Annotated in this window: 17 protein-coding genes; 6 read left to right on the plus strand and 11 right to left on the minus strand. The window is 55.7% G+C overall.

Annotated elements, in window-relative coordinates; all coding sequences use genetic code 11:
• The first annotated feature begins 92 nt into the window (after positions 1 to 92).
• The 4 genes from pncB (at position 93) to GY169_RS15610 (ending at position 6,030) form a co-directional block, all read left to right on the plus strand.
• Positions 93 to 1,295, plus strand: coding sequence for a nicotinate phosphoribosyltransferase (pncB, locus tag GY169_RS15595; protein ID WP_167576286.1), 1,203 nt, complete (start codon positions 93 to 95; stop codon positions 1,293 to 1,295).
• 168 nt (positions 1,296 to 1,463) lie between these two features.
• Positions 1,464 to 2,864, plus strand: a complete 1,401-nt coding sequence (gene asnS, locus GY169_RS15600; RefSeq protein WP_163448533.1) for an asparagine--tRNA ligase — start codon at positions 1,464 to 1,466, stop codon at positions 2,862 to 2,864.
• Between the two features lie 609 nt (positions 2,865 to 3,473).
• Positions 3,474 to 4,655, plus strand: coding sequence for a porin (locus GY169_RS15605; RefSeq protein ID WP_275957276.1), 1,182 nt, complete (start codon positions 3,474 to 3,476; stop codon positions 4,653 to 4,655).
• A gap of 184 nt (positions 4,656 to 4,839) precedes the next feature.
• The gene (locus GY169_RS15610; RefSeq protein WP_163448531.1) at positions 4,840 to 6,030 is read left to right on the plus strand and encodes an amino acid aminotransferase; all 1,191 of its coding nucleotides are present in this window, start codon (positions 4,840 to 4,842) and stop codon (positions 6,028 to 6,030) included.
• A gap of 61 nt (positions 6,031 to 6,091) precedes the next feature.
• Here the strand turns inward: GY169_RS15610 and GY169_RS15615 are convergent, their stop codons facing one another.
• The gene (locus tag GY169_RS15615; protein ID WP_065355691.1) at positions 6,092 to 6,739 is read right to left on the minus strand and encodes an MBL fold metallo-hydrolase; all 648 of its coding nucleotides are present in this window, start codon (positions 6,737 to 6,739) and stop codon (positions 6,092 to 6,094) included.
• A 64-nt stretch (positions 6,740 to 6,803) separates the two neighbouring features.
• On the minus strand, positions 6,804 to 7,355 hold the full coding sequence (locus GY169_RS15620) for a YcbK family protein (RefSeq protein WP_163448529.1): 552 nt from the start codon (positions 7,353 to 7,355) through the stop codon (positions 6,804 to 6,806).
• Positions 7,356 to 7,393: 38 nt separating this feature from the next.
• Between GY169_RS15620 and GY169_RS23535 the strand changes: the two genes are divergently transcribed.
• Positions 7,394 to 7,528 (plus strand): hypothetical protein, encoded by a 135-nt coding sequence (locus GY169_RS23535; protein ID WP_263406829.1) that lies wholly within the window; start codon positions 7,394 to 7,396, stop codon positions 7,526 to 7,528.
• Positions 7,529 to 7,538: 10 nt separating this feature from the next.
• Here GY169_RS23535 and ldtD read toward each other — a convergent pair whose 3' ends face one another.
• The 5 genes from ldtD to cmoM all read right to left on the minus strand — a co-directional run bounded on the left by ldtD (position 7,539) and on the right by cmoM (position 16,789).
• Complete coding sequence (gene ldtD / locus GY169_RS15625; protein WP_167576287.1) at positions 7,539 to 9,323, minus strand: L,D-transpeptidase; 1,785 nt, start codon at positions 9,321 to 9,323, stop codon at positions 7,539 to 7,541.
• A gap of 223 nt (positions 9,324 to 9,546) precedes the next feature.
• On the minus strand, positions 9,547 to 13,995 hold the full coding sequence (gene mukB / locus GY169_RS15630) for a chromosome partition protein MukB (RefSeq protein WP_163448526.1): 4,449 nt from the start codon (positions 13,993 to 13,995) through the stop codon (positions 9,547 to 9,549).
• Positions 13,995 to 14,699, minus strand: a complete 705-nt coding sequence (mukE, locus tag GY169_RS15635; RefSeq protein ID WP_064548815.1) for a chromosome partition protein MukE — start codon at positions 14,697 to 14,699, stop codon at positions 13,995 to 13,997. Before mukE ends, mukB begins: the two co-directional genes overlap by 1 nt.
• Complete coding sequence (gene mukF, locus GY169_RS15640; RefSeq protein ID WP_163448524.1) at positions 14,680 to 16,002, minus strand: chromosome partition protein MukF; 1,323 nt, start codon at positions 16,000 to 16,002, stop codon at positions 14,680 to 14,682. The genes mukE and mukF overlap by 20 nt, the downstream gene beginning before the upstream one ends.
• The gene (cmoM, locus tag GY169_RS15645) at positions 15,995 to 16,789 is read right to left on the minus strand and encodes a tRNA uridine 5-oxyacetic acid(34) methyltransferase CmoM (protein ID WP_167576288.1); all 795 of its coding nucleotides are present in this window, start codon (positions 16,787 to 16,789) and stop codon (positions 15,995 to 15,997) included. The genes mukF and cmoM overlap by 8 nt, the downstream gene beginning before the upstream one ends.
• Positions 16,790 to 16,912: 123 nt before the next feature.
• On the opposite strand from cmoM, the gene elyC reads away from it, so the two are divergent.
• Positions 16,913 to 17,692 carry an envelope biogenesis factor ElyC gene (gene elyC / locus GY169_RS15650; protein ID WP_163448520.1) on the plus strand — a complete coding sequence of 260 codons (780 nt, stop codon included), beginning with the start codon at positions 16,913 to 16,915 and terminating at the stop codon, positions 17,690 to 17,692.
• Here elyC and GY169_RS15655 read toward each other — a convergent pair.
• The 4 genes from GY169_RS15655 to GY169_RS15670 all read right to left on the minus strand — a co-directional run bounded on the left by GY169_RS15655 (position 17,669) and on the right by GY169_RS15670 (position 20,912).
• Complete coding sequence (locus tag GY169_RS15655; RefSeq protein WP_167576289.1) at positions 17,669 to 18,562, minus strand: YcbJ family phosphotransferase; 894 nt, start codon at positions 18,560 to 18,562, stop codon at positions 17,669 to 17,671. The genes elyC and GY169_RS15655 overlap by 24 nt on opposite strands.
• Before the next feature lie 140 nt (positions 18,563 to 18,702).
• Complete coding sequence (gene kdsB, locus GY169_RS15660) at positions 18,703 to 19,449, minus strand: 3-deoxy-manno-octulosonate cytidylyltransferase (RefSeq protein ID WP_163448516.1); 747 nt, start codon at positions 19,447 to 19,449, stop codon at positions 18,703 to 18,705.
• A complete protein-coding gene (gene ycaR, locus GY169_RS15665; RefSeq protein WP_035892430.1) occupies positions 19,446 to 19,628 on the minus strand; it encodes a protein YcaR in 183 nt (60 codons plus the stop codon). Before ycaR ends, kdsB begins: the two co-directional genes overlap by 4 nt.
• A gap of 51 nt (positions 19,629 to 19,679) precedes the next feature.
• Complete coding sequence (locus GY169_RS15670) at positions 19,680 to 20,912, minus strand: winged helix-turn-helix domain-containing protein (protein WP_167576290.1); 1,233 nt, start codon at positions 20,910 to 20,912, stop codon at positions 19,680 to 19,682.
• Between the last annotated feature and the right edge of the window lie 15 nt (positions 20,913 to 20,927).

Raw genomic sequence — 20,927 nt, forward strand, 5'->3', positions numbered from 1 at the left:
TTCAATAAATCGTTAAACAAGGTATACTCCAGCCATTCTCCCCTGTTGTTTATTGTACTAAACGCTCCTGTGAGAGGATGCTACTGCGCACCATGACACAATTCGCTTCTCCTGTTCTGCACTCGTTGCTGGATACAGATGCCTACAAACTGCATATGCAGCAGGCCGTTTTCCACCACTACTACGACGTTAACGTCGCGGCGGAATTCCGCTGCCGTGGTGACGATCTGCTGGGCATTTATGCTGACGCCATTCGCGAACAAGTCGAAGCCATGCGTTCACTCACCCTGCGTGATGATGAATACCACTGGCTGTCCGGTCTGCCTTTCTTTAAGCAGGACTACCTGAACTGGCTGCGTGATTTCCGCTACGATCCACAACAGGTCACCGTAACAAACGATAACGGTAAGCTGAATATCCGCCTTGAAGGTCCGTGGCGTGAAGTCATCATGTGGGAAGTGCCGCTGCTGGCGGTGATCAGCGAACTGGTTCACCGCTACCGTTCGCCGGAAAACGGGGTGCCGCAGGCGCTGGAAATGCTGGAACAGAAGCTATCCGACTTTAATCAGTTGACGGCTGACCTGGATATGTCCGCTTTCAAACTGATGGACTTCGGCACCCGTCGCCGCTTTTCTCGCGAGGTTCAGGAAGCCATTGTCAGTCGTCTCCGTCAGGAGCCGTGGTTTGTTGGCACCAGCAACTACGATCTGGCGCGTCGCCTGACCCTAACGCCTATGGGCACCCAGGCACACGAGTGGTTCCAGGCGCATCAGCAAATCAGCCCGGATCTGGCGACCAGTCAGCGCGCGGCGCTGGCGGCCTGGCTGGAAGAATACCCGGACCGACTCGGCATCGCACTGACCGACTGCATCACCATGGATGCGTTCCTGCGCGACTTCGGCCCGGAATTCGCCACCCGTTATCAGGGTCTGCGCCACGACTCCGGCGACCCGTTTGAGTGGGGCGAGAAAGCGATCAAACATTATCAAAAGCTCGGTATCGACCCGCGCGAGAAAGTGCTGGTGTTTTCCGACAATCTCGATCTGCCGAAAGCCGTTGAGCTGTACCGCCACTTTTCACCGCGCATCAATCTCAGCTTTGGTATTGGCACGCGTTTAACCTGCGATATCCCACAGGTTAAACCGCTCAATATCGTGATCAAGCTGGTTGAGTGCAACGGCAAACCGGTAGCGAAACTCTCCGACAGCCCGGGGAAAACCATTTGCCACGATAAAGCATTTGTTCGCGCATTACGTAAAGCATTTGATCTCCCGCAGATCAAAAAGGCCAGTTAATCACCAGAGGGAGCCCAGGCGGCTCCCTTCTTCTTTATTTATTTCTTAAAACACCCCTTCCTTATGCGAATTCTACTTGTCTGATGGAAGATGACAGGTAACATAGATATCCCCCCGCCGTTCCGGGGAAAACGATTTTTTTATTGGACTACGAATAGAGAGACTATTATGAGCGTTGTGCCTGTAGCCGACGTACTCCAGGGCCGCGTAGCCGTTGACAGCGAAGTCACCGTGCGCGGCTGGGTACGTACCCGCCGAGATTCAAAAGCTGGCTTTTCCTTCCTGGCCGTCTATGACGGTTCCTGCTTTGATCCTGTACAGGCCGTTATTAATAATTCTCTGCCCAATTACAATGACGAAGTCCTGCGTCTGACCACCGGCTGCTCGGTGATCGTCACCGGTAAAGTCGTGGCGTCTCAGGGTCAGGGCCAGAGCTTTGAAATCCAGGCCTCTCACGTGGAAGTCACCGGCTGGGTTGAAGATCCAGATACCTACCCGATGGCGGCAAAACGCCACAGCATCGAGTATCTGCGTGAAGTGGCGCATATGCGTCCGCGTACCAACCTGATTGGCGCGGTTGCCCGCGTTCGCCACACGCTGGCCCAGGCGCTGCACCGTTTCTTCGACGAGCAGGGCTTCTTCTGGGTTTCCACCCCGCTGATTACCGCTTCCGATACTGAAGGTGCTGGCGAAATGTTCCGCGTGTCTACGCTGGATATGGAAAACCTGCCGCGTAACGATCAAGGCAAAGTGGATTACGACAAAGATTTCTTTGGCAAAGAAGCCTTCCTGACCGTTTCCGGTCAGTTGAACGGTGAAACCTATGCCTGCGCGCTGTCGAAGATCTACACCTTTGGCCCAACCTTCCGCGCGGAAAACTCCAACACCAGCCGTCACCTGGCGGAATTCTGGATGCTGGAGCCGGAAGTGGCGTTTGCCGATCTGGAAGATAACGCCCGTCTGGCAGAAGCGATGCTGAAGTACGTCTTTAAAGCCGTTCTTGAAGAACGTGCGGACGACATGAAGTTCTTCGCCGAGCGTGTAGATAAAGATGCTATCGATCGTCTGGAACGTTTCGTTTCCGCCGACTTCGCGCAGGTTGATTACACCGACGCGGTCACCATTCTGGAAAACTGTGGCAAACAGTTTGAAAACCCGGTGTACTGGGGCGTAGACCTCTCTTCTGAACACGAACGCTATCTGGCTGAAGAGCACTTCAAAGCGCCGGTGGTGGTGAAAAACTATCCAAAAGAGATCAAAGCCTTCTATATGCGTCTGAACGACGATGGCAAAACCGTTGCCGCCATGGACGTACTGGCGCCGGGCATTGGCGAGATTATCGGTGGTTCTCAGCGTGAAGAGCGTCTGGACGTGCTTGATGCGCGTATGGCCGAAATGGGTCTGAATAAAGAAGACTACTGGTGGTATCGCGACCTGCGTCGCTACGGTACCGTGCCACACTCAGGCTTCGGTCTGGGCTTTGAACGTCTAATCGCCTACGTCACTGGTGTGCAGAACGTTCGCGACGTGATTCCGTTCCCAAGAACGCCACGTAACGCCAGCTTCTAAAACTGTTTTATCCTCAAGGCCAGCCGCTCGCGCTGGCCTTTTTTTATCTGCGCATGTAAAGAAATCTTTATTAATTTTAACAAACCTAAACTTCAAGCCTCCACCCTGCGCAGTTTGTTACATCACATTTCCCAGTAATAACCTCGAACAAAAATCATCCACATTTTTATTGCAGTCAGGAAATCACTTAAGCCATAGCACATTTTTTATCCAAAACAACAGCTATCTGGACGGCTAAAAAATATCATAACGAAATTATCACACATCCGCTCTGTGCGATAAGAAAAAGCGTTATACAAATAAAAGATAAGAAATTCATATTGATAGATAAGGCACTGGTCAAATAACCCGCGTACATCTCAGAATTTTGAGTTAGTTCACAAAGTTCCTCAAAATTCACATTTAGTTACACATAATTTCTTTTGCTTACTTATTCTCGATGTTTGTAGCATTTTCAGGGTGGCGAAAGAATGTTTTGAATGGAAAGATGCCTCTCAGACACATAAAGACACCAAACTATCATCAATAGTTCCGTAAATTTTTATTGACGGAAGTAATTGGCGGCAGTGGCGAGTGTCTATAAAAAAAACCTAATGAGGGTAATAAATAATGATGAAGCGTAATATCCTGGCAGTGGTAATCCCTGCCCTGCTGGTAGCTGGCGCAGCAAATGCTGCAGAAATCTACAACAAAAATGCCAACAAACTGGACTTCTACGGTAAAGCAGTTGGTGAACACATTTGGACCACCAACGGCGACACCAGCAACGAAGACACCACCTATGCCCGTATCGGCTTCAAGGGTGAAACCCAGATCAACGATCAGCTGGTAGGCTACGGCCAGTGGGAATACAACATGGATGCCTCCAACTCTGAAGGCTCCCAGGGCACTAAAACCCGTCTGGCGTTCGCAGGTCTGAAATTTGGCGACGCGGGTTCTCTGGACTACGGTCGTAACTACGGCGCTATCTACGACGTCGCAGCTTACACCGATATGCTGGTTGAGTGGGGCGGCGATTCCTGGGCTGCTACCGACAACTTCATGAACGGTCGTTCTTCTGGCCTGCTGACCTACCGTAACAGCGATTTCTTCGGTCTGGTTGAAGGCCTGAGCTTCGCGCTGCAGTACCAGGGTAAAAACGATCGTAGCAACCCGGTTGCAGCGACCTACAACGACAAAACTGGCGCGCTGGAAAGCCTTGGCTACGGCGGCAACGGCGCGAAAGCGAACGGCGACGGCTTCAGCACCTCTGTACAGTATGATTTCGGCAACGGCATCGCGCTGGCAGCAGGTTATGAAGTTGCAGACCGTACCAACGACCAGGTTAACCCGGGCAGCTCTACCTTCAATGGCACCACTCACACTTGGGCGAGCGCTGGCGGCAGCAAAGCAGAAGCTTGGTCTACTGCTGCGAAATACGACGCGAACAACATCTACGCTGCGGTAATGTATGCTGAAACGCTGAACATGACCCGCGAGCCGGACAACAACTTCGCAAACAAAACTCAGAACTTCGAAGCTGTTGTTCAGTATCAGTTCGACTTCGGTCTGCGTCCGTCCCTGGGCTACGTACAGTCCAAAGGTAAAGACCTGATCGGCCGTGGCGACTTCAAAGGCGGCGATGCTGACCTGGTTAAATACATCGAACTGGGCACCTGGTACTACTTCAACAAGAACATGAACGTCTACGCGGCGTACAAGTTCAACCTGCTGGACGACAACGCGTACTCTGCTGCCACCAAGCAGGGAACCGACGATCAGGCTGCTGTTGGTATCGTTTACCAGTTCTAATCAGCAGACCCTCACTGCTATATGCCTCAAGAGCAGGACTTCGGTCCTGCTTTTTTGCGTTCTAAAGAGGAAGATCTTAACTTTTGAAAAGCTTCGCGCTTTTAGTCTCTAACGGTTGGCATTTTGTAAATCTACCGTTAACCTGATAGCGGATTTCCCCCGAACTTATTAATGGAACCTCGTCATGTTTGAGAACATTACAGCCGCCCCTGCCGACCCAATTCTGGGCCTGGCCGATCTGTTTCGCGCCGACGAACGCCCGGGAAAAATCAATCTCGGGATAGGTGTTTATAAAGATGAAACCGGCAAGACGCCGGTGCTGACCAGCGTAAAAAAAGCTGAACAGTATCTGCTGGAGAATGAAACCACCAAAAACTATCTCGGTATTGATGGTATTCCTGAGTTTGGTCGCTGCACGCAAGAGCTGCTGTTCGGCAAAGGCAACAGCATCATTAGTGACAAACGCGCGCGCACCGCTCAGACCCCAGGCGGCACCGGCGCACTGCGCGTGGCGGCGGATTTCCTCGCGAAAAATACTGACGTGAAGCGCGTTTGGGTCAGCAACCCAAGCTGGCCGAACCACAAGAGCGTCTTTGGCGCTGCTGGCCTGGAAGTACGCGAATATGACTACTACGATGCAGAAAAGCATGCCCTTAACTTCGACGGCCTGCTGGCGAGCCTGAATGAAGCCCAGGCGGGTGACGTGGTGCTGTTCCACGGCTGCTGCCATAACCCAACCGGCATCGACCCGACGCTGGAGCAGTGGCAACAGCTGGCAAATCTGTCGATTGAAAAAGGTTGGCTGCCGCTGTTCGACTTCGCCTACCAGGGCTTTGCTCGCGGTCTGGAAGAAGATGCCGAAGGCCTGCGCGCATTTGCCGCGCTGCACAAAGAGCTGATTGTGGCGAGCTCCTACTCGAAAAACTTCGGCCTGTACAACGAACGCGTTGGTGCTTGCACCCTGGTCACAGCCGATGCCGACACCGCCGATCGCGCCTTCAGCCAGCTGAAAGCCGTGATTCGCGCGAACTACTCTAACCCGCCGGCGCACGGCGCATCCGTGGTCGCAACCATTCTCAGCAACGACGCGCTGCGCGCCATCTGGGAACAAGAGCTGACCGATATGCGTCAGCGCATTCAGCGCATGCGTCTGCTGTTCGTTAATACGTTGCAGGAGAAAGGCGCGAGCCGTGATTTCACCTTCATCACGAAGCAGAACGGTATGTTCTCGTTCAGCGGTCTGACCAAAGAGCAGGTACTGCGCCTGCGTGAAGAGTTCGGTATTTATGCCGTCGCTTCCGGCCGTATCAACGTGGCGGGCATGACGCCGGACAACATGGCGCCGCTGTGCGAAGCCATCGTCGCGGTCCTGTAATCAATACGCTCCCTTCAGGGACAAAAAAGGCCGCATTCGCGGCCTTTTTATTATTCTGAGATTACCACACCGGCAATTCATCCTGCAGGAATGGATTATGCAGACGCTCATAACCCAGCGTCGACATTGGGCCATGGCCGGCAATAAACTTCACGTCATCGCCTAACGGCAGCAGTTTGCGCTTAATCGCATCAATCAACTGCGCGTGATCGCCACGCGGGAAGTCGCTGCGCCCGACGCCGCCTTTAAACAGCACATCACCCGAGATCAGCAAACGCGCCTGGTCATCGAAGAACACGACATGCCCCGGCGTATGTCCCGGGCAGTGCAGCACCTGCAGCTTCACGTTGCCGACACTCACCGTATCCCCTTCGTTCAGCCAGCGGTCCGGCGTCAAAGGCTGACAGTCCTCGAGGCCAAACATCCGGCTTTGCGCAGGCAGCCCCTGCAACCAGAATTCATCTTCTTTTTCCGGGCCAATAATTGGCACCCCGTAGTGCTGCGCCAGTTCAGCCGCCGCCCCCACATGGTCAAGATGACCATGGGTCAGCAAAATTTGCTGCAACGTCACGCCCGCTTCGGCAACCTGCTGCTTGATAGTTTCCGCATCGCCACCTGGGTCGACCAGCGCCGCCAGTTTAGTTTGCTCGCACCAGATCAATGAACAGTTTTGCGCGAACGCAGTCACCGGAATAATACGATAATTCATGTTGCTCCTGTTTGGACTCGTCACCGTTCAGACACTTCAGTGTGCCTGAACGGTTGGCGTAGAGCTACCAGTGCCGGACCGGCCCGGTATCAATATGCACAAAGTTGCTACGTGGGTAATATCCTACACCACCTGCGCGCATAGATAACGCAGCTTTGCGTATATTACTTAATGAAACGCCTTCAATATGAAAATCCATTGCCTGACCTTTCGTGTGATAACTATTTTTAGCCACCCCACGACTGTGCGCTCTCAGTTCGGTATTGGTATCAACAGAACGATACCCGGAAATCAATTGCACAGGTTTATTTGTTCCTAATAGTCCCTGAAGGCGATAAAGCTGATCAAACAAAGAAGGATCGATGCTTTTTATTTTATTCGCGCGATAGTCACGGAAAAAATGGTTTAGTTTTGCTAATTCATCCTGAATATAGCCTCGGCCGTCAAAAAACTCGGCTTTTATCAACTCACCTGTATGCAGGTTATTCAGCGTTAAAATACGCGGACGTGGGGTCGAGAGGGTGGCAAGTGCAGGCGTGGGCAAGATGGCGGCCGCGCCGAGCGCAACACCACCTAACGCCAGCAGCTTGCGGCGATTAGCGTCAAATTTGTCCATGATAATCAGGTCTACAGTCAGTAATGTGATCGAAAAATATGCACTTCTGGCGCACGTTAAGCACCTTACCGGGCATCAAAGCCAGCGTCAAGGCGGCCTGCCGCGCAGAGACACCAGCCCTGGACCTGCGGGGCTGGTATCTGCGCTTTTTATTCGACAACTACATTACCTGAACTACTTCATTTATCTGATCAATTGTTCCGCTTTTGGCAAAATCTGTGCACCCGATCGCGCAGTGACATCGTAATTGTAAATATCTGTTCGATATTGTGTCTGACCGTCAGCACCGACAAAGGCGGTCAGATAATAGAGATTAACCGGAATATTCTGCCGGATATTCACGTAGCGCGTATTCCCTTCTTTAAGGGCATCAGAAATTCGGGCGTCATTCCAGCCTGCATCCTGTAACAGCATATTCGCCAGATCGGAAGCTTTATTTACCCGCACGCAGCCGGAGCTTAATGCCCGCGCATCTTTCTGGAACAGATTATGGTTAGGCGTATCATGCAGATAAATGGCATCGGAGCTTGGCATATTAAACTTATAGCGCCCCAGCGAGTTATGTTCCCCCGGCGCCTGCTGGAAACGGAACGGCAAATTCGACGGCGTGATTGTCGACCAATCGACCCGCCACGGATCGATAGTCTCTTTACTGTTCCAGCCGCGTAACACAGTGTAATTATGTCGCTCCAGGTAGCCCGGGTCATTACGCAGCTTCGGGAGAATATCGTTACGCGCCAGCGTCGGCGGCACGTTCCACGGTGGGTTGACCACCACATTATTCAGCGCGCTGCTCATCATCGGCGTTTTACGATCGGGGCGGCCCACGATAACCCGCGAGGCCAACGCTTCGTTGCCGTTGAGATAGTAGACCAGCGAGTAAGCCGGAATATTCACCATAATCCCGGTAGAGACTTTCCCCGGTAACAGGCGCAGACGCTGAATGTTCAGCGCCAGCACGCCCGCACGCTGGGCGGAGGAGACGTTCAGCCAATCGCGCGTCGATGCCCCAATGACGCCGTCCGCGCCAAGCCCCTGCGCCGCCTGGAATCGTTTCACCGCATCCACCAGCTGGCGGTCATAGGCGGCGGGCCCGCTTTTCGCTGCCTTTTTCGTCTTGCCGACGTTATCACCCGGCAGCGGAATGGCCGGACTGTTGTCCAGCACGCCATTACGTTGCAGGATTTCACGTAGCGCCGGCACATCGCTGCTCCACTGCCCCGGACGCAATGCGGCCGTCGAGGTCAGTTTTGGCCACGGGCGGTTATCCCCCGTCAGCGCCAGTAGCGCCTGATGCATTGCGCTATACTGCGGATGCTGCGGCGCCAGCGCGGCGATAAACTGCGGCAGCGAGCCGTTTTCCAGCGCTAACTGCCATTGGTTAATCACCGACAGCGGCGGCGTCGCCAGCGTGTACGGTTTATCGCTATACAACCAACGATTGCCCTGAACCGGAATACCGCTGATAAAGTGCAGATAGCCCATCAGCGCGTCGGAAAGTACGACATCACGTGCCATCCCATTGATGCCGGGATCGGTCAGCAGCTCGACCCAACGGGTAAACTGCGGCTGGAAACCGGCGATCGCCACTTCCGCCAGTTGCTGCTGGAAGGCGCGTACCGCATCACGGTTTTCCCACATGGGTTTCATCTCTCGGGCGGCATACAATGTCGCCAGAGGATTCAGGTAGACAGGTTGATATCCGGCAGGTAGCGTAGCCAGAATATCGGCGCGGCTTTTCGCCGCCGCCCCTTCAGCCAGCGGCTGAGTGCCGACAAGGCTCGCCATTGCCGACGATTGCGCGCCCGAGTTCAGAAGCACTGGCGCTTGTTCTGCTGGCGTTGCGGTGCTATCAGAAGGAACCAGTTCTGGTTCATCCGCAAAGGCAGTAAACAGCGGAGCAAATGTCATCGCCAGACACAAACTCATGGCTGACAACCGACGACCATTTTCTTTTTTCAGCAACATCCCTTGCCCCCTGTTATCTATACGAAGACCCCTAACGTGGGCTTACCTTCAGTATATAAAGACAAAAACTATTTTGCCCGCTCAAATGTAAAGAAGTCTAAAGATAATAACGCGCTGGCGGCGAAAAACAGATAACAAAAAAGGCGACATTGCTGTCGCCTTGGATTCTGTATTCGGACACATGGACCGTTTCCCGGAGTCGCTGCGCGCCTCCGGGCGACGGTTATGACGCGTCGGCGGTCCCTGGTAAGGTTTCCGGTAACTGAGCAGCAAAGCCGCGCAGCCCCACTACGTGTACGTGTTCGTGGTTGTGTACCACTTTACGCACCAGCTTGTAGGTTGTGCCTTTCTCCGGGCTGATGTTTTCCGGCGCCGCGATAATCAGCTGCATCTCGAGGCGTTCGCACAGCTCGAACAGCGTGGCGATGGAACGTGCATCAAGACGCGCGGCTTCATCGAGGAACAGCAGACGGCACGGTGACAAATCTTTACCGCGCAGACGGCGTGCTTCATCTTCCCAGCTCTGCACCACCATCACCAGAATCGACATCCCGGTACCGATCGCCTCACCGGTCGACAGCGCGCCGGACTCCGCGCGCAGCCAGCCGTCAGAACCACGGTTAACCTCAACTTCCATCTCCAGGTAGCTACGGTAGTCGAGCAGCTCTTCACCAATAGTCTGCGGCGTACGCTGGCCCATATCGATCTGCGGGTTCAGGCGCTGGTACAGCTTCGCCAACGCTTCCGAGAAGGTCAGACGGTTGCTGTTGAACAGATCCTGATGCTGTTCGTGCTGCTCAGAGAGCACGTCCAGCAGCGTTGAGTGACTCTCACGCACGTTCACGTTCAGACGCACGCTGTTCACCTGGCCGAACGACACGCTCTGCAGCCCCTGGTTCAGCTGGCGAATACGGTTCTGCTCGCGCTGAATGGTTTTGCGAATAATATTCGCCACGCTGCGGGAGCTGATCGCCAGCTTCTGCTCACGGTTGGTCAGTTCTTCAGTCAGACGGCTCAGTTCGATTTCCATCTGTTCGATGGCTTCTACCGGATCATCGGTGCGGATAATATCCTGACGGATACGTTCGCGCAGATGCTGATATACCGCCACGAAGAACTGAATCTTACGCTCAGGACGCTTCGGATCTTCCGACATACGCAGCACGTCACGCAGATGTTCGTTATCCGCAACCGCCAGACGCAGCGCGCCCAATGCTTTATCCGACATTGAACGCAGATCGTCTGCGGAGAGATAGGCCAGCTCGCGGCGGTGCAGGCGACGTTCAACGTTATTGTCTTTCACCAGACGCATCACCGCGCACCATCCCGCTTTCGCGCTGACGACTTGCTCACGCATTTCGAGATAATCACGCTCCAGCTTGCGCAGCTTACGGGTCAGGTTATCCATCTCCGCTTCGCAGAAGGTCAGAGCTTTTTCCAGCTGGTTACGGCGCGCACGGTTGTTGCTCAGCTGCGCGTGCAGCTCGTCACGGCGAATGCGCGCACGCTCTTCTGCACCCGCATCAGCACGTACGCCAATATCTTTCAGCTCTTTGTAGAGATCGTTAAGCAGCTCTTTCTTGGTGTCGTAGGAGCTCTTCAGCGACGCCAGCACCTGGCTGTACTGACTCACCTGCGCAGCGTGCGTGCGCATGGCTTCACGCGCGCGGCTACGCTCGCTTTCTGCCTGCGCCAGACGTTCGCGTAATTTTTCGTTCAGGTCGCTGTTGCCGCTCAGCATTTCCGCTGAGTCAGAGTAACCAAAGTGGGCGCGACGCTGCACGACTTCGGTCAGGGCAAACGCCTGCTGACGCGCTTCGCGCTGTACCTGCTGCGACCAGGCGTAATCTTCTTTCAGCTGTTCAAATTGCTCCGGGTCGCTCTGCAGTACAGAGACCATCGGCTCAAGTTTCGCCAACTGGTTACCGTGCTGCTGAATAAAGCGCGCCGCTTCCTGCGCTTCATCCAGACGCTCCTGAATTTCATCCACGCGATCGGCCAGCGTTTCATCGGCCAGCAGGTTCAGACGCGGCAGGAGACGGTTGAGCAGCGCAACGCCCTCTTTCGCCTGTTCGTACTGCGCCTGCTGCTGCTGGTTATCACTTTCGTGGCTGCTCAGCGCGCGTTCCAGCTCGTTGCGACGGGTATTCAGCTTGCGAATTTCCGCTTCCGGATCGTCGTCAAACGCCACCGACAGGTGACTGCCGATAAAGCGGCTGAACGCCTGATGCAAACGCTGGGTTTTCTGGACGTCGAACGACAGGGTCGCAAAACGTTCAGACAGCACTTCACGCTCGGCGTGCAGGCTCTCAATGCGGCTTTCGCGCGCGGCGCGGCCAAACAGCGGCACCGCCGGGAAGCGCGAATAACGCCACTGGCGGTCGGCGGTCTTCACCACTACCGCTTTTTCCAGCTCGTCGACGTTGAACACGCTGTCATCGAAGGATTGCGGATCCCCTTCAATCAGGTAGAGATCTTCCGGGCAATCTTCCAGCCCTTCCAGATACTCGGCGATCTGCGACAGATCCGGCACCACGATGGCATGACGCGACGGACCATACAGCGCGGAGAAGTACGGCGCGTCGTCCAGGCTGACGTCATCATAAATTTCCGACAGCAGTACGCCGCCAAAACGTTCAGCCAGCGCGTTAAGGCGCGGGTCTTCGGAACCGCCCGGCTGGCTTAAGCGCTCGATTTCATCATCGACGGCACGTTTGCGCGCGCCCACTTCGTCGCGTTCCACGATCGCTTCGCGCTCGCGCTCCAGCAGTTGCTGAAGGTATTCGGTCACATCCTGACTCGACTCGAACTGCTCGCCGCTCTGCTCGCACAGCTGGCTCAGGCTGTTCTGCGCCGCCAGCCAGACCGGCGCGCGGTGCATCAGCGCGGAGATACGCGATTGCAGCTGTTCCTGTTCCTGGCGCAGTTGCATACGCTGCTCGCGAGCGTCAGTCACGCTATCGCTCAGAGCGGCGATGCGCGCTTCCAGCTCACGATGCAGGTTTTCAAGATCGTCAATGTCGTACTGTTTGCCCTGACGCTTGCAGAAATCGGCCAGCAGACGCTCGGCCTCCTGCTGTTCGCGCAGACGTTGTTCCAGCTCATTCAGACGGCTGCGCAGCGGCTGCGCCTGTTCCGCCAGGTGACGCTGGTTTACGCCGTCGCGCAACAGTTCACGCGCCACGTCCCAGGCTTCGTTACGCGCCAGCGGGCCGTTGATTGACGCCACCAGCTGATAGGCTTGCTCAAACTGGCTGTGTGCCGTCTCGGCAACGCTCATTTTCTGCTCGAGCGACAGCAGTTTTTCCGTCGCTTCCTGCTCTTTGGCCTGGAAGGTTTCCAGCCATTCCGCTGCGCTGTCCGGGGTTAAATCCGGCAGGTGGCACAGCGCTTTCGCGCGTTCCAGCGCCTGTAGCGCCTGGGTGTACTGAATGGCGCGCGTTTGCTGCACGTCCAGCGCCTGCTGGTAGTCGGCGAGCTGGCTTTTCAGCTCATCCACTTCCAGCTCGGCGGCTTCGGCGCGCGCTTCGTTCTCTTCCTGCTGTTCGGCGGCTTCCGCCACCACTTCGTTCTGCTCTTCGAGGCGAATTTGCAGCTCGTCTAAATCCGCTTCATAGCGCTCAATTTTTTCCTGCTGACGCAGCGCGGTCTGCACCAGGTTCAGGTGGTCGCTGGCAGCCTGGTGATCGGCTTCGAGATCGCCTTCCGCGCCGTTGTGTTCCTGTAGCTCACGCGCCATGTCGACGTGCTTGTACTGTTCCGCCGCCAGCTGCGAGCGGGAGGTAAACAGTTCGCGACGGTACTCCAGCGCTTTATCCAGATGCACACGGCGCTCGTTGGCGTGGCGCATATAGTCGGCGGCCACGTAGTCGGTGGCTTCGGAGATCAGATGCTTGAACAGGTCGCGGTCAGACTGGGTGACGCGAATCGCTTCCAGCGTCATCCGGTTTTCACGCAGCGCCGCTTCCATATCCTGGAACGCTTTACGCACGCCGCTGTTTTCCGGCAGCAGGTAGTCACGCAGCGAGCGGGTAATCGCGCTGGAAATACCGCCGTACAGCGAGGCTTCAATCAGGCGATAGAATTTACTACGGTCAGCGGCAGAGCGCAGACGACGCGCGACGATGCCCAGATCGAACATCAGCGCGTGGTAGTCGGTTATCGAGTTGAACTGCTTGAACTGTACGCCTTCGATGGTCTCAAGCTTATCTTTCAGCTCCTGCAACGTCAGCACGCGCGCCTGGCGCTCGTTCAGCGTTTCAGTCAGCAACTGGGTCGGCTGAATAGAGGTTGGCAGTCCCTGAATGGCGAATGGTTTAATGTCGACTTTACGATCGCGCCCCGCCACCTGTTGCAGACGCACGCCGACCACCACGCGCTGGTGACGCGAGTTCATCACGTCAAGCACCGAGTAGCAGACGCCCGCTTTCAGCTTACCGTGCAGACCTTTATCGCGTGAACCACTGGTGGCCCCCGCTTCGGTGGTATTGCGGAAGTGCAGCAGCGTTAAGTCGGGGATCAGCGCCGTGACGAAGGCCGCCATGGTGGTCGATTTACCGGCACCGTTACCGCCGGACAACGTGGTGACCAGCTCATCCAGATCGAAAGTACGGGCAAAGAACCCGTTCCAGTTAATCAGCGTTAGCGAACGAAATTTACCACGTTCGATCATTATTCTTCCTCCCCGCTATCCTGCTGATGGTCGTCGTTCTCGTCATTGAGCTGCAGATGGTTTTCAATCGCCATGGCTTCCCCGTCGCGAATCATGCGCAGCTGCGCTTCGCGCGCGTCATCGCCGGAACGCACATCGGCGCCGAAGCGGAACACCGATTCGGTGATGCGGAATTTGCTGCTGTCATGGCCCATAAACCACACCATGCCCAGACGGCGCAGGCGGTTGAGCGAAGAACGCACCTTTTCCTGTAACTTCTGACGGTCAAGGTCAGAACCGGTGGAACGGTTGTTAACCAGTTTCAACAGTTTGGCTTCATCGGCCAGCGCCAGCAGCTCATCGTACAGTTCCTGCTGGGTGAAGATGCCTTCATTTGCCAGACGTTCCGGGCTGAGGTAGAGGTAGCAAAGGATTTTGCCGACCATCATGTCCAGTTCGGAGAGAACCGAACGCGGAATCAGCGTGGTAGAACGCGGGCGCAGATAGAAGAACCCTTCCGGCGCGCGGATCAGTTCAACATTATAGCGAGCGTAAAACTCTTCCAGGTACTCCTGGAAATCCATCAAAAAAGCGTGGTTGTCGAGCTCGTCCAGGCCAATATGGCGGCCAGCACGCAGCGCGCTATCCAGCGCAGGGAAAAGGGGGTTGGCCAGGGCCTGTGCCAGTTTAACCGGCATCACTTGTTCAATATTTGTCAATGACATGCGCCTGTACCTTGGCTCCGTAATCATTAATTGCCTGCCATTTGGCCGGCAGTCCGGTGAAATCTGCTTGCGCTACGCCCAAACGAACCGCCTGGTCAACCACAATACGCGCCACGTCGAAGTGGCGCGCTCGCGGATACTGAGCCAGATACTCTTTCACCACCAGACCGAGGTCCAGCGGCAGCTGTTTGGTTTTATAGATAGCCAACTGTTCTTCGATCAGCGCGGCAAGCTGTTCGCGGATTTCGTTAAATTCTTCGAACTCTAAGTCCGGCGGAAGTTCGCCGGTGACCTCTTCGTCGCGCAGCGTCATCTCTTCATCACGCATGTCCAGCAAACGGTCGGCGCTGGCGTAGGTGAGCGCCCACGGCGCGTCGAAGTAGGACTGCACCGACTGGCGCAAGCGCTGAGCAAAGACGCGGTTTTTATCCATATCGATAGCGGTACGAATAAACTTATGCACATGACGATCGTAGCCGATCCACAGGTCAATGGCCTGCTGACCCCAGCTAACGATACGGTCGAGCTTGCTTTGCAGGTCGAACACCAGCCGGTCGACAAAATGCAGATCGTTATGACTCAGCGTGGCATCCTGAATGCGCAGCAGGTTCGCCTGCAGCTTATCGCCCGCCGCGTCCAGCGTATCCTGCAATTCGCGTAACGTGCCGGAGGTTTCGGACAGCAAAAGCTCACAGCTGGAGATCGCCGCGCGCCAGTCTTTATTCAGCAGCTGCGCGATGTCATCTTTGACCGACTGTTGCTGCTCATCCATGATGCGCTGCGTCAGGTCGATGCTGTCAAAAATCTCCGCCACCGAATATTTCAGCGGCGCGTAAACATTGCGGTGCCAGTGAAACTCATCGCCGCCCTCTTCCGCCGAATCGGCAGCTCTTTTCAGCTCGCTGGCCACAATCGACAGCTGCATTGACAGGCGCAACGTCGAAAATTCACGCTGGCGAATATAGTAGTCGGTAATGCCAATGCCCAGCGGCGTCAGACGATAGATGGCGTTTCCTTCCGTGATTTCGCTGGTAAAGCGGTTCAGCAGACGTTGGCGAACCAGATCGTTAATCGCGTTGTTGGCGCGCGTACCGATGGTTTCACTGGTTTGCTCAAACGCATCACTGACGTGACGGAACGCATCCACCAGCTCGCCTTCCGTCATTTCACCTTCCAGCCGCTCGCCGTTCAGCGTTGCGATAGCCAGCAAAAATGAGAGCCTATCGACGGGTAGCGAAATGGCGAAATCATTTTTTCTGGCCCAGGCAACCAGTTCGGGGACTGTCTGGGAAAATTCACTCATCGTTTATCCTTGTTTCTGTCTGCGGCTTAAGCGCGGTGACATGAATATAGCGCCCCAGGCTGATATAAGGTTCCTGACGGCAATAGCGCGTTTCCAGCTCCAGCAGGATGTCATAGCTATCCTGTTGCTTATGCTTATCGCGCAGATAGTCATGAAACACTCGCACGCCGGTTTTCCCGTTAATTTGCCAGCCAATCTCTTCCAGCCAGCTATAGACCTGCTGCGGGTCGCGCGGGTAGTTCGGCGACAGCGTACGCTTTTTCTTTTTCGGCATGCCAAGAGCAACATAATCAAAGTTGCCCGCCACCATGTTATGCATCAACAGGCCGTTTGCATTGTAGAACATTAATGATAATGCGCCGCCTGGACGCAGCACCGACCACAGCGTTTTTAACGCCTCCTGCGGTTCGGCCACCCACTCCAGTACAGCGTGAAACAATATCAGATCAACCGGGCTTTCCAAATGCCCGGCCACGTCCTGCGCCGCGCATTGTATGAAATGCATGTTGTGGCTCACACCTTTGTCGCTGGCAGCCTGACTTGCACGGGCGATCATCTCGGCAGAAAGATCGCACAGCGTCACATGATGACCGCGCTCCGCCATTTTGATCGCCGTCTGGCCTTCACCGCCGCCGGCGTCCAGAATGCGCAGCGGCTGCGTGCCCATGGCGGCAAGCAGCACATCAAGATCCTGCCACAGAATAGCCTGGCGCAGCTGGCCCTTGGTGGTGCCATAAATATTGCGCGAAAACTTTTCCGCAATGTCATCGAAATTGCGATCCTGCACGGGACGTCCTTCCATCACCAGCCACAAAGGGTCTATTTTGTCACACCCACAGCGAGAATGAAGCTATCTGGTGTAATATCCCTGCATTCATGCGTCAGATGGTTAAAAAAGGTACTCAATAGAATGCTTTTTATGCTGAAAAAGTTTATCGGCGGCATGATGCTGCCGCTACCTTTGCTGCTTTTATTGATCGGTTTGGGAATAGTCCTGGTGTGGTTTACCCGCTTCCAGAAAACGGGTAAATGCGCCATCACCGCTGGCTGGCTTTTTTTACTGCTGCTGAGCCTGCAACCTGTTGCCGACGGCCTGCTTAAACCTATTGAAGATAAGTACCCGACATGGCGCGGCGAGCAGCCAGCGCAGTATGTGGTGGTGCTCGGCGGCGGCTATACGTGGAACCCACAGTGGGCGCCCAGCTCAAACCTGATTAGCAATAGCCTGCCGCGGCTGGCGGAAGGGATTCGCCTGTGGCAGGCCAATCCAGGGTCGAAGATGATCTTCACCGGTGCCCCGGCATTAACCAACCCGGTCAGTACCGCCGAAGCGGGTGCGCGGGTCGCGGAAAGCCTTGGCGTACCGCGCAGCGAGATTATCGTGCTGGATACACCAAAAGATACGGAAGAAGAGGCGAGCGCGGTGAAAGCCGCCATTGGTGATGCCCCATTCCTGCTGGTGACGTCGGCGTCGCATCTGCCGCGCGCGATGATTTTCTTCCAGCACGTTGGCCTGCATCCGCTGCCCGCGCCGGCCAACCAGTTGGCTATCACCTCGCCGCTGAATCCGTGGGAGCGTATTATCCCTTCCCCGGTCTGGCTGATGCACAGCGACCGGGTGGGCTATGAAACGCTGGGGCGCATCTGGCAATGGCTGAAAGGCGATTCAGGAGAGCCAGGGGAGCAGTGATTTCGAGGCCAGGTCAAAATTGGCGCGGTTAAATTTTCCCGTGTTGACCAGCTTCTCGACCTCATCCCACAACAGATACAGCCAGCGCCGCCAGAGAAACGCTTCGGCGACCGGCGCGCGCTGGAGGTAGTGCCATAACAGCTGTTCCGCCTGCGGGCTTTCATGCAGGCGGAACAGCTCGTATTCGCGCGGCGCCCACAGAATCGGCCCTGGGCCGACCATCGCCAGCAGTTGATCGCTGCGCGAATCTTTCAGCATGCTGCGTAAAGTAAGATGACCGTGCACCAACACGCAGTTATCGCTAAAGCCCTCAAACAGCGCCTCCAGACATTCGCGGGTGCGGAACAGCAGTCGCCTATCCTGCATGGTCAGGCCCGTATTCTGATACAGATTCAGCGTGCCCCACAGCACTTCGATCCGCTGTCGATACCATTGCGGCCAGCTGTTTTCCTGAGTGCTATCCACAAAGCCTACGCAACCCGCACTGTCTACCCGATGCCACGCCAGCAGCGCTTCGACAATCTGATCTTTTAACGCGTCCCAGCGTTGCTGATTACGGGTGGGCGCTTCAGCAGGAACTCCCCGCAGTCGCTCCAGCAGCAAGACATCCGGCCCAGGGTGCTCTTCGTGGGTCATCACGCCATACACTACCGGCATCCGCACGGTGCCGTGACGCGCCAGCGTTGAGATTTTCCATGCCAGCTGGCGAGCCAGGCCGGGGGACGTAAAGCTGCGCGCCAGCAGCGGCATGGCATTGCCTTCGGCATCATACAACGACCACAACGCGGTATCCGTTTGCTCGTTGATGCACTCTACGCGGCTGAGCGATTCACCCAAAAGATGGCTGAGTTCTACCCGTAGCTGTTCCATATCCGATTACCCCCATAAAAGCCATTGCTTTCATAATGAGCATATGAAAAGTGAATTTCACCAGACAAGATCAAAATTGAAACAGAAAGTCAGAAATACCCGGCAGGAAGATGCCCCCGCGGAAAGCGGGGGCGGTAGAATTACTTCAGTTCGGCGCGGACGCGGGCCAGATCTTCCGGCGTATCAACCCCCGTTCCCGGCACTTCTTTGGCGACGGCAACGTGAATTTTTTCGCCGTACCACAGCACTCGCAGCTGCTCGAGCATCTCAATATGCTCCAGCGGACTTGGCGCCCAGTTAACATAGCGGCGAATAAAGCCGGCACGGTAGCCATAGATACCGATGTGGCGCAGCAGGGTGTCGCCAATTTCTTCGCGGCTTTTGGCGAAGCGGTCACGATCCCACGGAATGGTCGCACGGGAGAAATACAGCGCGTAGCCGTCTTTATCCATAACCACTTTTACCGCATTGGGGTTAAACGCTTCTTCCGCATCGTGAATCGGTACCGCGAGGGTCGCCATACCGGATTGGCTCGCGGCCAGGTTTTCCGCCACCTGGCGGATAATGACCGCCGGGATCATCGGCTCGTCGCCCTGCACATTAACGATAACGGTGTCATCGCTGAAGGCGCATTTTTCCACCACTTCCGCCAGACGTTCGGTACCAGACTGGTGATCGGCACGGGTCATGCACACTTCGCCGCCCGCCGCTTCAACGGCTTTCGCGACTTCGGCATGATCGGTCGCAACAATAATACGCTCAGCGCCAGATTCACGTGCGCGTTCCAGCACGTGCACAATCATCGGTTTACCGTTGATGTCCTGTAACGGCTTACCCGGCAGGCGCGTAGAGGCGAAACGCGCCGGAATAATCACAACGAAACTCATGGTCTGTTCTCTTCAGCGGCTAAAACGCGGGCTTCGTTTTCCAGCAATACGGGGATACCGTCACGCAGGGGAAACGCCAGATTATCAAGTTTGCAAATCAGTTCTTGCTTGTCCTGGCTGTAATAGAGTTTGCCGTTGCAAACCGGGCAGGCAATAATTTCTAGTAGACGGTGATCCATGGTTCCTCCTGATGGGCCGTATCGAAAACCAGTGCAGCATATCATAGAGCGCTACCGGTCGGCGTCAATCTCCCAACCGTGTCGTTGATGGAGAAAGAGTTTTTCCGCCACCGCGCCGAGGGTCACGCGCGTCGCCCCCTGCCAGCGGGCAAAATCGTTGATGGCCTGCATCAGACCTTTTTCCAGATGCTGGCTGACCCGCACGCCCTCTTCCAGATACAGTGCGAAAATTTCCAGCACGCCGTCGCTACGGTGCATTTTGCTGTCCATGCGGCCAACTAACTCACCACGGTGCAGCAACGGCAGGACAAAATAGCCGTACTTCCGTTTCGGCGCGGGCGTGTAGCACTCCAGCCGATAGGTAAAATTGAAAAACTGTTCGGCGCGTTTACGATCCCAGACGACCGGATCGAAAGGTGATAACACCGCACTGTGGGTCGCATTGAGTTTACCTTCCGCCGCCCGCGCCAGCTCGGCTTGTAAGCTGTGATGTACCCACATCTCGCCAAGCTGTTCAACGTTTACCGGTACCACCTGTTCCTGCTCCTGCCACTGCGCCAGCAGCGCGCGGAGATCCGGCTGGCGCAATCGATAATAGTCCGCCAGCCACTGAGGACGAAAAATGCCCAGGCTGCGAGCGCTGTTTTCCAGCATCAGGGCTTCGGCCTGCGGTTGCGCAAGCGCGTCCCGGCGATCGTCCCACTGCGGCATGACGCGCTCCGTCAGATCGTATACGCGATGGAAGTTTCGCCGCTCGACCACCATAACTTCGCCTGCGGTAAACAGCCCCTCAAGGTGTCGCTTGTGCGGTTTCCACTCCCACCAGCCGCTCTGCCCCCTACGCGGGTGTGCAAAATCGGCGGAGCGCACCGGGCCATTCTCAGCGATATGCGCTTTCAGAGCCGCAATCTCGGCGGCGTGCTCATCCATCCAGCTTTGGTGATACTTCCAGCCCATGTTATGCGGCGCCAGCATACGATGGCGCACCAGCGCAAAATCGCTGCGCGGCAGGAAACACGCTTCATGCGCCCAGTACTCCATCAGCTCGCCGCGCGCGAGCGCATCATCGAGCCACGACGAAGGATAGGCGCCAAGACGGCTGAAGAGCACCAGATACGGGCTACGGGCCACCACGTTAATGGTGTCAATTTGCAGCAAAGACATTTGCTGAATGGTACGGAGAATATCCGTCGTCTGAGGCTGACGACGTGGACGGGTAAGAAGGCCCTGTGCCGCCAGATGCAGATGCCGCGCGGCGCGAAGGGTGAGTTGCAGTTCTGCCATGCCGTTCCCCTGCTT

This window comes from Kluyvera genomosp. 3, from assembly GCF_011765685.1.
Lineage (GTDB): Bacteria > Pseudomonadota > Gammaproteobacteria > Enterobacterales > Enterobacteriaceae > Kluyvera > Kluyvera georgiana_A.